Below are 11,959 nucleotides of genomic sequence, written 5' to 3'. Positions count from 1 at the left end.
AGGGACCCGCCGGCGGACCCGCGGGCAGGCGACCGCCCACCGCGGCGGTTCCGAGGAAGGGGGTGGGAGCCACCGCGGTGGGCGATCACCAGCTAGTGGGAGCCGGACGTGCCGGGCTCCAGGTTGTAGTTGACGCGAAAGGTGTTGGCCGGGTCGTGCACGGCCTTGAGCCGGACCAGACGTGCGTGGTCCTCGGGGTCGTACGCCGAACGCACCTGCTCCGCACCGGCGTTCTCGCCGATGCCCATGAAGTTCACGAAACGCCCCGTCGTACGCGGGGCGAGGGCGTCGAAGAGCTGGCGGTGCACCGGCCCCACGGTCTCGGGGGTGAACGGGCCGACCAGCGGCGAGAGCACGTACAGCATGTAGCGGGCGTCGCGGTGGCCGACCGCGTTCGGCGCTCCCAGCCGGCGGGCCAGCGCGCCGCCGAGGTGGCGCAGTTCGACGATGCACATGACGGGCGCGCCGGGGCCGACCGTCTTGAGGATCGTCGGCACGTCGGACTCGGCCAGTTCGCCGAGCATGGCGACGTCCGCGTACCAGGGCATGGGCGTCGGCGGATCGTTGTGGACGGCCGCGCTCGCCGAGTACGGCATCTCCGTGAGCGTGTCCATCAGGCGGGGCGCGACGGCGCGCAGCGGCGCGACGGCCTTGCGGCCGGCGATCGCCCCGCCGGTGCAGGCGATCCGGACGTGGGCGACGTACCGGCCGCGCAGCGGCTCGGGCATGAACGGCAGGTCGGGCACGGGCATCAGTCCCACGCTGGAGTTCATGTGGTCGGGTGTGGTGGTGGTCCATCGGTGCCAGGTGTGGAGGATGTCTTCGATGTGGGGGGTGTCGAAGTAGAGGCCGCCGCCGTAGATGCGGGGTTGGGGGACGAGGGCGGTTTCGAGGCCGGTGACGATGCCGAAGTTGTCTTTGCCTCCGAGGAGGGCCCAGAACAGGTCGGGGTCGCTGTCGGGGGTGATCTGTTTGATCTGTGCGTCGGCGGTGACGACTTCCATGCCCAGGACGTGGTCGGCGGCCCAGCCGTAGGTGCGGCCCAACAGGGGCAGTCCGCCGCCCAGGATGTAGGAGACCGCTCCGACGTGGGGGGCGGAGCCGTTGAGGGGGGCCAGGCCGTGGACTGCGGCTTCGGGCACGACGTGTTCCCAGCGGACTCCGGCTTCCAGCCAGGCGGTCTGGGCCTGGGGATCGACGCGGACGCCGGTCATCCGGCGGGTGGTGACCAGTACCCCGCCGTCCATCGCCACGGAGGTGCCGTGTCCGGTCGCCTGCACGGCCACCGGCAGGCCCCTGCTCGTCGCGTACTCCACCGCCGCCGCCACGTCCCGGGCCGAGACCGCGCCCACGATCACATCGGGCCGGTGCACCACCGCACGCTGGAAACCCGTCCGCTCCTCGTCGAAACCCTCCTGCCCGGGCAGGAACACCTCACCCTCGACCCGCGACACCAGCGAAGAGAACTCACTCATAAGGCAACCTTTCCACGAAGGCGGAGCCAAGCCCCGCCTGCATAAATGATGTTGATGCGGCAGGCACTCCCTGTCCAATAAGAAACCGTGCTGGCCGTCAGAAGCCCTGCCTATTGGACGCGGTCGCGCGGATACCGCACGCTTTTCCCGGCGAACTCAAGTCAAGGAGCCGGTATGGGTAATTCGGAAAGCACGGCGGAGATGCACCGTGTGTTCAACACTGCCGCGGACGTCTACGACCAGAGCGGAGTGGACTTCTTCGGCCCCATCGGCCGCCGGCTGGTCGAATTCTCCGGAATCCGCGCCGGAGATTCGGTGCTGGACGTGGGCTGCGGCCGGGGCGCCGTGCTCTGGCCGGCCGCGGCGGCCGTGGGCGGCACCGGAGAGGTCATCGGGATCGACCTCGCCGAGGAGATGGTCAAGTACGCGGACGCCGACGCGCGGTCGCAGGGCCTGACCCACGTGACCACCCAGGTCATGAACGGCCAGGTGCCGGACTTCCCGGCCGGGCGCTTCGACGCGGTGCTCGGCGGGTTCAGCGTCTTCATCTGGACGCACGGCGGGGCCGAACTGCGCCCCTACCGCACGATCCTGCGCCCCGGCGGCCTCTTCGCGGCCAGCGCGCCCTCCTTCTTCCCCACCGCCACGGGCAAGTGGGGATTCCTCCCCGAGGACGTGCACGACCTGCTGCTGCCGCATCTGACCCAGCCCAAGGAAGGGGATGCCTACGACTGCCCCTTCACCAACATCCACAACAACTGGCTGGTGACCCCCGAGGCCGTCACGGCCACCCTGACCGACGCGGGCTTCACCGACGTGGCCGTACTGGAGGAGGACCTGCCCATCGTCGTGGAGTCCGGGGCCCAGTGGGTCGACTGGACCCGCTCGCACGGCATGCGCCGGCTGTGGGACAGGCTGTCCGAGCAGGAGGCGAACGAGCTGTCCGCCGAGGTCGCCCGGCGCCTGGACGCCCTGCGCTCGGCCGACGGCACCATCACCCTGCCGACCCCGATCGTGTACCTGCGCGGCCGGGCCCCGCAGGCCTGACCCGTCACCCCGCCGCAGTCATCCGCCGCAGCCCCGCCCACTCCAGGGCCGCGTACACCCCCACGACCAGCGCGCCGATCAGCATGAACACGATGCCGAACCCGGTGAGCGGGACGAAGTCCCCCGCGGCCACCACCAGGCAGGCGACGGCGGAGCCGAGGTTCACCCCGATCACGGCTTTGACCAGCCCGGCCGGGATCACCGGATACCCCGCGATGAGGGCCAGCGAGGCCGCCCCGCCGAGCTGGAAGAGCCCGAAGCCGATGCTGAAGGCGACGGGCATCCCGGTGGCGGAACCGAGCGGGCCGCACGCGGCGATGAGCACGGCGGCCATCACGGCGGTGCTGACACTGTCGATCCGCAGGACCAGCCGCAGGAAGCGGTCGGACGCCTGCCGGACGGCAGGGTCGGTCGTATGCATGGTCTGTGTCATGGCAGAGCTCCTTCGCACCGGACTGTGCCCCCACCGTGACACGGGACAGGTCGCGGACTCCATGACCTCAGAGGTCATGGAGTCCGCGACCCCGGCGGTTACGGTGGAGTGCATGAAGACCGAAGACCCGCCCCGCGTCGGGCTGTTGCTGCGCGACTGGCGCCAGCGCAGGAAGTTCAGCCAACTCGATCTCGCCCTGCGCGCCGAGACCTCCACCCGGCACCTGTCCTGCGTGGAGACGGGCCGGGCCCGGCCCAGCCGGGAGATGGTGCTGCGGCTCGCCGAGCACCTCGACGTGCCGCTGCGCGACCGCAACAGCCTGCTGCTGGCGGCCGGCTACGCCCCCGCCTATCAGGAGAGCCCCCTGGGCAGCGACCGCATGGCGATGGCACGCCAGGCACTGCGGAGCATGCTCGCCGGCCACGAGCCCTACCCGGCGGCGGTCGTCGACCGGGTCTGGAACATCGTCGACTCCAACCGCTCGATGTCCCTCCTGCTGGACAGCGTCCCGCCGACCCTGACGGCCGAGGGCGCGAACGTGATGCGCCTGATCCTGCACCCGGACGGCCTCCCGCAGCACTGCCTCAACTTCGCTGAGGTCCGCGCCCACGCCCTGGGCCGTCTCCTGCACCAGGCCAACGGCACCGGCCGCCCCGAACTGCGGGCGCTGTACGACGAGGTGTCCGCCTACCCGCCGCCGCCGGACACCGGCGCCCCGGCCGGCCCGGTCGACGCGACCGGTATGGTCGTCCCGCTGCGGCTGCGCACCCCCTTCGGCGACATGGCGCTGTTCAGCATGATCGCCACCTTCGGCGCGCCCGCGGACGTGACGCTCTCCGAACTCGCGGTCGAGACGTTCTTCCCGATGGACGAGGAGACGGCCCGGCTCCTGCGCCTGCACGCGGCGGCGGCCGACCCTCAGGGGCCCCAAGGCCCCTGAGGCGGCGTGGCCGGTCAGCAGACCGAGGTCGGGACCCTGCGCCCGGGACGGTGCGCCCGCACGTGCTGGACGGGCTGGATCGGCGGGTGCACGGTCGCCGGGTACATGGCGACGGCCTGACGCGCCACGTACACCCGGGCGACGAGCTCCGCGTGGTCGGAGCGCGGCAGCTCCAGTCCGAACTCCTCGCGCATGAGGTCCGGCACCTCCTCCGGGGCGAACCCGCGCGCCGAGGCCGTACCGTCCGGCAGCGTGGTGGTCAGGGTGGTGCCGTCCAGGAACAGGTGATCCTGCTCGCGCATCTGCTGGACGACCAGCCGCCCCGCGAACGGCGAGCGCGCATGCGTGGACATGAAGTGGTTGGCCACCATCCAGTCCGGCGCGTACCGCTGGTCGAGGGTGAAGGCGTGCAGGTCGAACCAGCCGTCGGCGCCCCGCGAGCGCAGCGCGTACAGCGAGGCGCCGGTCTCGGTGGCCGTCCGCTCCAGCCGGAAGCCCCAGCCGCCGACCGAGGTCTCGGCGCCGCCCGCCAGCTCCATCGGCTCGATGGGATTGCGGCCGAAGCCCGGGTCGCAGATCCACACCTTGCCGGTGTCGGGGGTCTCGGCGGTCTCCACGCGCAGCATCGCGTGCGTGGCCGGACGGACTCCCTCGGAACCGATGCGGACCCGCGAGGCCAGCCCCGTCACCCGGAAGCCGACGCGCTCCAGCGCCGCCGCGAGCAGCAGGTTGTGCTCGTAGCAGTAGCCGCCGCGGCGTGCGTGGACCAGCTTGTTCTGAACGTCCTGCAGTTCGAGGGAGACCTTCCGGCCGAGCACGATCTCGACGGTCTCGAAGGGGATCGAGGTGATGTGCGAGCGGGTGAGCGCCCGCAGAACGTCGAGGGTGGGCGCGAGCTCTCCGTCGTATCCGATCCGCCGGAGGTACGCGTCCAGGTCGAGGCGGCCGCCCTGCCAGGCCGTGGCATCGTCGTTCGTCGTCATGGTGGACATGGTGCATAGGGGTTCGGCCAGGGCCGGATACACCGGGCAATAAAACGTCACGTCCGGGGGTCGGCCCGGGTCCGGCCGAGGAGCAGCCGGGTCCGGCCCGGGGGTCGGTTCACCTGGTGTCCACCCGGTGTCCAGCCGTCCGTCCGGGATTGTCGGTGGGGTTTGTCGGTCGGGCGTGCTTTGCTGGAGACATGATCGATGAGTTCCTGGCCCGTGACCTGTCCGATGTGGAAGAGGCCGTACGCAAGGCGGCGGCGGTCGAGATCATGCCGAGGTTCCGGCAGCTCGCCGACCACGAGGTGGACGAGAAGACCGGACCGCACGACCTCGTGACCGTCGCCGACCGCAAGGCCGAGGAGCACCTCACGGCCTCCCTGACCCGGCTGCTGCCCGGCTCGGCCGTGGTGGGCGAGGAGGCCGTGCACGCCGACCCGACCGTGTACGGGGCGCTGCGCGCGGAAGCCCCGGTGTGGATCGTGGACCCGGTGGACGGCACCCGGCAGTTCGTCGCGGGCGACCCCGAGTTCTGCACCCTGGTGGCGCTGGCCCACCGCGGGGAGATCCTCGCCTCCTGGACCTTCGCCCCGGCGCTGGACGAGCTGGCGACCGCCGTGCGCGGCCAGGGCTCGTACGTCAATGGTGAGCGGATCCACAGCGGTTCGCCCGAGCCGGGCGCCGAGCTGCGGATCGCGATGGCCCACCCCCTGTACACCTCCGAGGCCGACAAGCGGACCCTCGCCCGGCTCGACGTGCCCGGGGTGGCGGCCCGGCCCTGCGGTTCGGCCGGCCTGGAGTACCTGAAGGTGGCTCGCGGCGAGATGGACGGCCTGGCCTTCACCTGGCCCTCGGCCTGGGACCACGCGGCCGGGCTGCTGCTGGTCGCGGAGGCGGGCGGGGCCCAGACCACGGTCGAGGGGGTGCCCTTCCGGGTGGACCGGGACAACGTGCTGCCCTTCGCGGTCGGCAGGGACGAGGCCACCGCCCTGCGGATCCGCGAGCTGCTGCGCGGAGCGTAAGAGGGGTGTGGGGGGTGTAGGAATAGGAAGGGGTGCAGGGGCGCCCGGCGGGGCCGGGCGTTGAGGGCCCGTACGTACGGGCGGAATATCCTGGGTGTGGTGGCGCCGCCGGACGAAGGAGACGCAAGTGCCGTCGATTCTCGATGCGGTCGTGGTGGGGGCGGGGCCCAACGGGCTGACGGCCGCCGTCGAACTGGCCCGGCGCGGCTTCTCGGTAGCCGTCTTCGAGGCCGCCGAGACGGTCGGCGGAGGAGCCCGGACCGAGGAGCTGACCCTCCCCGGCTTCCGCCACGACCCCTGCTCGGCCGTGCACCCGCTCGGCGTCGGTTCGCCCGTGTTCGCCACGATGCCGCTGAAGCGGTACGGGCTGGAGTGGCTGCACCCCCCGCTGCCGATGGCGCACCCCTTCGACGACGGCACGGCCGCGGTCCTCTCCCGTTCGGTCGCGGAGACGGCGGCGTCCTTCGGGCCGCGCGACGCGGGCGCGTACCGGCGGCTGGTGGAGCCGTTCCTCGGCCGGTGGGACACCCTGGCCCGCGACTTCATGTCCCTGCCGAGCACGGCCCTGCCCCGGGACCCGGTCACCCTCGCCCGCTTCGGGCTCGCCGGACTGCCGCCCTTCACCTGGCTGCTGCGCCGCTTCGGCGACGACCGGGCCCGCGCGCTCCTCGCCGGGCTCGTCGCGCACGTCAACGCCCCGCTCGGCGGGATCGGCACCGGCGCGGTCGGCCTGGTGTTCGCCCTGGCCGCGCACGCGAACGGCTGGCCGCTGCCGCGCGGCGGCTCGCAGTCCATCTCGGACGCCCTCGCCGCGTACCTGCGCGAGCTCGGCGGGACCGTCCACACCGGCTTCGAGGTGAAACGGCTCGACGACCTCCCACCCGCCCGGGCGTACGTCTTCGACACCTCGCCGACGGCGCTGTCGCGGATCGCCCGCCTGGGGCGCGCGTACGAGGGCTACCGGTACGGCCCCTCCGTCTTCAAGATCGACTACGCGCTGGACGGCCCGGTCCCGTGGACCGCCGAGGAGCCGCGCCGGGCCGGCACCGTACAGATCGGACCGGGCAGTCGTGACATCGACGCCGCCCTGCAGCTCGCCTCCAGCGGCAGGGCCCCGCGCAACCCCTTCCTGATCACCGCGCAGCCCAGCCTCGTCGACCCGGGCCGGGCGCCCGCGGGCAAGCACGTGTTCTGGGCGTACGGACATGTCCCCGCGGGCTGGGACGGCGACCTCACCGAAGCCGTGGAGCGCCAACTGGAGCGGTTCGCCCCGGGCTTCCGCGACCTGGTCCTGGCCCGCGCCACGGCCGGCCCGCCCCAGCTCGCCGCCCGCAACCCCAATTACGTCGGCGGGGACATCGCCTGCGGAGCCACCTCGGGACTCCAGCTCCTGCTGCGCCCGAAGCCCTCGCTCTTCCCGTACGCGACGGCGCACCCGGCCGTCTTCATCTGCTCCTCCGCGACCCCTCCGGGCCCCGGCGTCCACGGCATGTCCGGCCACAATGCGGCCAAGGCGGTCTGGCGCCGTCTGCGAAAGGACTCCTGATGGTCCGCATTACCCTCGTCCAGGGCGACATCACCACCGAGAAGGCCGACGCGGTGGTCAACGCCGCGAACTCCTCGCTGCTGGGCGGCGGGGGAGTGGACGGAGCCATCCACCGCCGCGGCGGGCCGGAGATCCTCGCGGCCTGCGAGGACCTGCGCCGCTCCCATTACGGCAAGGGCCTGCCGACGGGCCGGGCCGTCGCCACCACCGCCGGCCGGCTGCCCGCCGAGCACGTGATCCACACCGTCGGCCCGGTCTGGTCCCGCGACGAGGACCGCTCGGAGCTGCTGGCCTCCTGCTACCGGGAGTCACTGCGGGTCGCCGACGAGCTGGGCGCCCGTACGGTCGCCTTCCCGGCCATCTCCACCGGCATCTACGGCTGGCCGATGGACGACGGGGCACGCATCGCCGTGGAAACGGTGCGCGCCACCGCCACGTCGGTGCAGGAGGTCCGCTTCGTCCTCTTCGACGCTGCGGCGTACGCGGCCTTCGAGACGGCCGTCGCGGCCCATCCGTAGGGCGTAGGCGTGCCGGGCGGCCCGGGTCAGGGCGTGGCGCCGCCGACGGGTACGGGAGCGGCGGGCGGTACGGGGGTGGCGGACACGCGGCGGCGCAGAGGGGCGAAGGCCAGGAGGTAGCAGAGGCCGCCGAGCGGCATCAGGTCCAGGCTGGAAGCCATCGCGGCCGTGCCCAGGACGAAGAGCACCAGCGAACGGACGGCGTCCCGGCCCCTGAGGGCGGCGAGCAGGGCGGTCATCCCCAGGTAGAGGAAGAACGGCCCGACGGTGTACACCACGGGCATCACCCCGGGCACGTCCTGCACCTGCGCGAAGATCTCCCGCATCTCCGGCTTGTCGGCCGCCCGGAAACCGGCGTACAGGTCGATCACCGCCTGCGCGGCGGCCGCGCCCGCACCCACCAGCCCCGCCACCATCCCGGCCCGGGCCACCCGCCGCCGGACCGGCCCGCCGGAGGCGGCCGCCATCCGGCGCAGCCCCTCGCAGGCCGCCCCGAAGAACAGCACCCCGAGGAGGAAGGCGAGGTGACCGGTGGTCCACGCGGCCCCGGGTTCCTTGGAGCCCGGAGCGAGAAGGCGCACGGAGCCGTAGACGATCAGGAGTGCGGGGGCCGCTACGAAGGAGAACCGGGTGAGTCTTGCCGCTCGCTCTGTCATGGCTCAACCTTGCGGTCCGCCCGTACGGCGCCACCATGGGTGATCGCCCCGACAAGACCCCTACGGTGCACCCGGGCTGACTGGGGGTCGGTTCAGGGTCGGGTTCCGCCCGGGCGGGGACGGGGGTAGGTCCTGGACTGCTTGACGCTGCCGTACGCGAAGCTCGATTCGATCGAGGCGATACCCGGGATGGCGTGGATCCGGTGGCGCACCAGGGCCTCGTAGGCCTCCAGGTCCTCGATGACCACCCGCAGCAGGTAGTCGCTGCTGCCCGCCATCAGGTAGCAGTCCTGGATGTGCTCGATGCCGGCGACGTGCTCCTCGAAGAGCCTGACCGCCTCCGCCGTGTGCCGCTCCAGCCGGATCCGGACGAAGACGGTGACCGGGAGGCCGAAGGCGACCTGGTCGACCATGGCCGTGTAGCCGCGGATGAGGCCCGCCTCCTCCAGACGCCGGACCCGGCGCAGGCAGGGGGACGGGGACAGCCGGACGCGGTCGGCGAGGTCCTGGTTCGACAGGCGCCCGTCGGCCTGCAACTCCCGGATGATCTGCAGATCGACCGCGTCCATGGCCGCGCTCCTCGGGTTTCTGGGTGTTTCTGGGTATTCCTGCGGGCCGCCGGGTGTTTCTTCGGTGGTCCTTGGCAGATTCTGCCCCAAACGTATGTCCGAGAGGCAGAACTGGCAATCGGCTGCCCCGCCCCAGGCCCTAGCGTTGCCCAGGCACGGACCGGACCGGTCCGGGTCCCAGAGGCTGGAGCGTTTCCCTTGGTCGCGACGAACACCACCGGCGCGGCCGCGCCTCCCGACACAGCAGCCCCGCGGGCCGGAAACCCCGGCCGGCGCGGGCTCTCCCCGCAGGCCGAAGGCATGGCGGCGCTGCTGGTGACCGTGGCCATCTGGGCGGCCTTCGCGCTCAGCGCCCGCGCCCTGAGCGCCTCCTCCCTGCTGCCCGCCGACGCCGCCCTGCTGCGCTTCGGCGTACCGCTCCTCGTCCTGCTGCCCGCCCTGTGGCGGCGCCGCCACCGCATCGCCGCCGTACGGCCGGGCCCCGCAGCCAAGATCATCTGCGGCGCGGGGGTGCCGTTCTTCCTGGCCGCCATGCACGGCGGCGCCCTGACCTCGGCGGCGTTCGTCGGCTCCATCGTCCCCGGCATGGTCCCGCTCTTCGTCAGCGCGCTCATGGCCGCCCGGGGCCACGGAGCCCCCCGCGGCACCCAGCCGGCCGGGCTCGCACTCATCGCCCTCGGCGTGGCCGCCCTCGTCTGGCGCTACGTCGTCCCGGTGGACGCGGACGTACTGGAAGGGGCCGGCACGCTCCTGGTCGCCAGCGGCCTTTGGGCCCTGTACACGGTCGGGCTGCGCGACGTGGACCTCGACCCGGTGGGATCCATCGGGCTGCTGTGCCTGCCCTCCTTCGCGGTGATCGGGCTGCTGGTCCTGACCGGGGTGCTCCCGACGGGGATCGCCCACGCCGCCGGAACCGACATCGCGCTGTTCCTCGTGGTGCAGGGGCTCGGGGTCGGACTGTGCGCGGGCCTGCTGTACGCCTTCGCCATCCGCAGGCTGGGCGCCGGACGCAGCTCCGTCGTCGGCAGCCTGAGCCCCGTCGCCGTCGTCCTGCTCGCCGTCCCGCTGCTCGGCGAATCACCGACCCCCGCCGTACTGGTCGGCGTACCCCTCATCACCCTGGGCGTCGTACTCGCCAACCGGCGCCCCCGCACCGAGCCCCGTACCCCCGCCCGCACCCGTACCCGCCCCGAGGTCCCCGCAGATGCTTGAGCTCCTTCCCCCGCCGCCCACCGACCCGCTGTGGGACCTGACCTACGAGTTCGGCACCGACGAGCGCCCCGAACGCCTCAACCTCGTCCTCGGCGTCTACCGCGACGCGACCGGCAGCACCCCGGTCATGGCCGCCGTGCGCGCGGCCGAGATCCGGCTGGCGGAGCGCTCCGAGTCCAAGGAGTACCGCGGGCTGTCCGGCAACGCCGCCTTCAACCGCGCCCTGCTGGGGATGGTCCTGGGCACCGGTGGACCCGCCGACCGGGCGGCGGCCGTACAGACCGTCGCCGGCTCCGGAGCGCTGCGGCTGCTGGCCGACCTGATCTGCCGGACCCGCCCGGGCACCACCGTCTGGATCAGCGACCCCGCGTACGTCAACCACCGGCCCATCCTGGAGGCCGCCGGCCTGAACGTGCGCACCTACGCCTGGCGCGACGCGGCGGGCGACTTCGACGCCGCCGGAGCGCTGCGGGACCTGGCCGGGGCGCGCCGCGACGATGTCGTCCTGCTCCAGGGCTGCTGCCACAATCCCACCGGGGCCGACCCCTCGCGCCAGGCCTGGGAGGCGCTGGCCGAGCTGGCCGGACGGGCCGGCTGGGTGCCCTTCGTCGACCTCGCCTACCACGGGCTCGGCGACGGGCTGGAGGCCGACCTGTGGGCCACGCGGATGCTGGCGGAGCGGGTGCCGGAGATGCTGATCGCCGTCAGCTGCTCGAAGAACTTCGGCCTCTACAGCGACCGCACCGGCTGCGCCATCGTCCTCGGCGCCACGGCGCAGGCCCTGCGGCACGCCGAGACGGCCCTGCAGAACGCCGCCCGGACGCTGTACTCCATGCCGCCCGAGCACGGCGCGGCCGTCGTGACGACGATCCTGGAGGACGAGGGGCTGCGGGCCGCCTGGCGGACGGAACTGGACGTCATGCGGGGCCGGATCACGGCCAACCGCACGGAGCTGACCGCGCACCTGGAGGCGCTCGGCCACGGAGCCCTCGCCGCGTCCCTCGCGCGGCAGAAGGGCATGTTCTCGATGCTGCCGCTTACTTCGCCCCAGATGCTCCGGCTGCGCAGGCAGTTCGCCGTCTACGGCACCACGTCCGGGCGGATCAACATCGCGGGCATCCCGGCGGACCGGATCCCCTGCCTCGCCCGGGGCATCGCGGGAGTCCTGGAGGGCTGAGCCCTGCCGCACCGGAGGCGGCCTCCCACGGCGGGCTGCCGGCGGGTCCGGACATGACAGTCCCCGGCAGTCCGTCGAGTCCATGAGCCATCCGCCGTCGCCGATGGCTCCCCTGGATCGCGGGTGCTGCCGGGGGCCTGGCCAGAGCCTCGACAAGGGTCACGCGGGCCTCCGGACGTCTCCGGAGGGCGGTGCGGCTCTATCTGGTGTTCCGGTGTATTCATGAGTTTCCTCACTATTTGTCCCACGTCAAGAGGTGCGGAGAAACCCGCCCGACCGCCCGCCCGCCGAGCCCTCCCGCCCGCCGACGCAGCGCCCCGCGCCGAGCCCTCGGATAGGGTGAATCGGTAGGAATCAGGCCCCCCGGGGTGAGGTCGG

The 11,959-nt window shown here is 72.7% G+C and carries 12 protein-coding genes; 7 read left to right on the top strand and 5 right to left on the bottom strand.

From position 1 onward, the window contains the following. Positions 1-92 precede the first annotated feature (92 nt). Positions 93-1,475, bottom strand: a complete 1,383-nt coding sequence (locus OG447_RS27315; RefSeq protein WP_266939980.1) for an FAD-binding oxidoreductase — start codon at positions 1,473-1,475, stop codon at positions 93-95. A 174-nt stretch (positions 1,476-1,649) separates the two neighbouring features. Between OG447_RS27315 and OG447_RS27310 the strand changes: the two genes are divergently transcribed. Continuing rightward, the gene (locus OG447_RS27310; RefSeq protein WP_266939979.1) at positions 1,650-2,522 is read left to right on the top strand and encodes a class I SAM-dependent methyltransferase; all 873 of its coding nucleotides are present in this window, start codon (positions 1,650-1,652) and stop codon (positions 2,520-2,522) included. Positions 2,523-2,526: 4 nt separating this feature from the next. On the opposite strand, the gene OG447_RS27305 is transcribed toward OG447_RS27310, so the two are convergent. Continuing rightward, positions 2,527-2,955, bottom strand: a complete 429-nt coding sequence (locus OG447_RS27305; protein WP_266939978.1) for a hypothetical protein — start codon at positions 2,953-2,955, stop codon at positions 2,527-2,529. Between the two features lie 112 nt (positions 2,956-3,067). On the opposite strand from OG447_RS27305, the gene OG447_RS27300 reads away from it, so the two are divergent. Beyond that, positions 3,068-3,895 (top strand): helix-turn-helix domain-containing protein, encoded by an 828-nt coding sequence (locus OG447_RS27300; protein WP_266939977.1) that lies wholly within the window; start codon positions 3,068-3,070, stop codon positions 3,893-3,895. A gap of 14 nt (positions 3,896-3,909) precedes the next feature. On the opposite strand, the gene OG447_RS27295 is transcribed toward OG447_RS27300, so the two are convergent. Continuing rightward, positions 3,910-4,878 carry an arylamine N-acetyltransferase gene (locus tag OG447_RS27295; protein WP_266939976.1) on the bottom strand — a complete coding sequence of 323 codons (969 nt, stop codon included), beginning with the start codon at positions 4,876-4,878 and terminating at the stop codon, positions 3,910-3,912. Positions 4,879-5,078: 200 nt separating this feature from the next. On the opposite strand from OG447_RS27295, the gene OG447_RS27290 reads away from it, so the two are divergent. From OG447_RS27290 to OG447_RS27280, 3 genes are all read left to right on the top strand, one after another. After that, positions 5,079-5,903, top strand: a complete 825-nt coding sequence (locus tag OG447_RS27290; protein ID WP_266939975.1) for an inositol monophosphatase family protein — start codon at positions 5,079-5,081, stop codon at positions 5,901-5,903. A 136-nt stretch (positions 5,904-6,039) separates the two neighbouring features. Further along, positions 6,040-7,449, top strand: coding sequence for an NAD(P)/FAD-dependent oxidoreductase (locus tag OG447_RS27285; protein WP_266940171.1), 1,410 nt, complete (start codon positions 6,040-6,042; stop codon positions 7,447-7,449). Further along, positions 7,449-7,967: an O-acetyl-ADP-ribose deacetylase gene (locus OG447_RS27280; protein ID WP_266939974.1), complete on the top strand. Its 519-nt coding sequence runs from the start codon at positions 7,449-7,451 to the stop codon at positions 7,965-7,967. The genes OG447_RS27285 and OG447_RS27280 overlap by 1 nt, the downstream gene beginning before the upstream one ends. A 26-nt stretch (positions 7,968-7,993) precedes the next feature. On the opposite strand, the gene OG447_RS27275 is transcribed toward OG447_RS27280, so the two are convergent. Both OG447_RS27275 and OG447_RS27270 read right to left on the bottom strand, forming a co-directional pair. After that, a complete protein-coding gene (locus OG447_RS27275; RefSeq protein ID WP_266939973.1) occupies positions 7,994-8,623 on the bottom strand; it encodes a hypothetical protein in 630 nt (209 codons plus the stop codon). A 92-nt stretch (positions 8,624-8,715) separates the two neighbouring features. After that, the gene (locus tag OG447_RS27270; RefSeq protein ID WP_266939972.1) at positions 8,716-9,192 is read right to left on the bottom strand and encodes an Lrp/AsnC family transcriptional regulator; all 477 of its coding nucleotides are present in this window, start codon (positions 9,190-9,192) and stop codon (positions 8,716-8,718) included. Between the two features lie 198 nt (positions 9,193-9,390). On the opposite strand from OG447_RS27270, the gene OG447_RS27265 reads away from it, so the two are divergent. Together OG447_RS27265 and OG447_RS27260 are read left to right on the top strand one after the other, a co-directional pair. Then, positions 9,391-10,404 carry a DMT family transporter gene (locus OG447_RS27265; protein WP_266939971.1) on the top strand — a complete coding sequence of 338 codons (1,014 nt, stop codon included), beginning with the start codon at positions 9,391-9,393 and terminating at the stop codon, positions 10,402-10,404. Continuing rightward, positions 10,397-11,581, top strand: coding sequence for an aromatic amino acid transaminase (locus OG447_RS27260; RefSeq protein WP_266939970.1), 1,185 nt, complete (start codon positions 10,397-10,399; stop codon positions 11,579-11,581). The genes OG447_RS27265 and OG447_RS27260 overlap by 8 nt, the downstream gene beginning before the upstream one ends. Positions 11,582-11,959 lie beyond the last annotated feature (378 nt).

Source organism: Streptomyces sp. NBC_01408, assembly GCF_026340255.1.
GTDB lineage: Bacteria > Actinomycetota > Actinomycetes > Streptomycetales > Streptomycetaceae > Streptomyces.
The sequence above is the reverse complement of the archived record's forward strand: the minus strand, read 5'-3'. Positions and strand labels throughout refer to the sequence as shown.

Coding starts and splice junctions, on each gene's coding strand:
- OG447_RS27315 (WP_266939980.1), bottom strand. CDS start 1,475: ATGAGTGAGTTCTCTTCGCTGGTGTCGCGGGTCGAGGGTGAGGTGTTC.
- OG447_RS27310 (WP_266939979.1), top strand. CDS start 1,650: ATGGGTAATTCGGAAAGCACGGCGGAGATGCACCGTGTGTTCAACACT.
- OG447_RS27305 (WP_266939978.1), bottom strand. CDS start 2,955: ATGACACAGACCATGCATACGACCGACCCTGCCGTCCGGCAGGCGTCC.
- OG447_RS27300 (WP_266939977.1), top strand. CDS start 3,068: ATGAAGACCGAAGACCCGCCCCGCGTCGGGCTGTTGCTGCGCGACTGG.
- OG447_RS27295 (WP_266939976.1), bottom strand. CDS start 4,878: ATGACGACGAACGACGATGCCACGGCCTGGCAGGGCGGCCGCCTCGAC.
- OG447_RS27290 (WP_266939975.1), top strand. CDS start 5,079: ATGATCGATGAGTTCCTGGCCCGTGACCTGTCCGATGTGGAAGAGGCC.
- OG447_RS27280 (WP_266939974.1), top strand. CDS start 7,449: ATGGTCCGCATTACCCTCGTCCAGGGCGACATCACCACCGAGAAGGCC.
- OG447_RS27275 (WP_266939973.1), bottom strand. CDS start 8,623: ATGACAGAGCGAGCGGCAAGACTCACCCGGTTCTCCTTCGTAGCGGCC.
- OG447_RS27270 (WP_266939972.1), bottom strand. CDS start 9,192: ATGGACGCGGTCGATCTGCAGATCATCCGGGAGTTGCAGGCCGACGGG.
- OG447_RS27260 (WP_266939970.1), top strand. CDS start 10,397: ATGCTTGAGCTCCTTCCCCCGCCGCCCACCGACCCGCTGTGGGACCTG.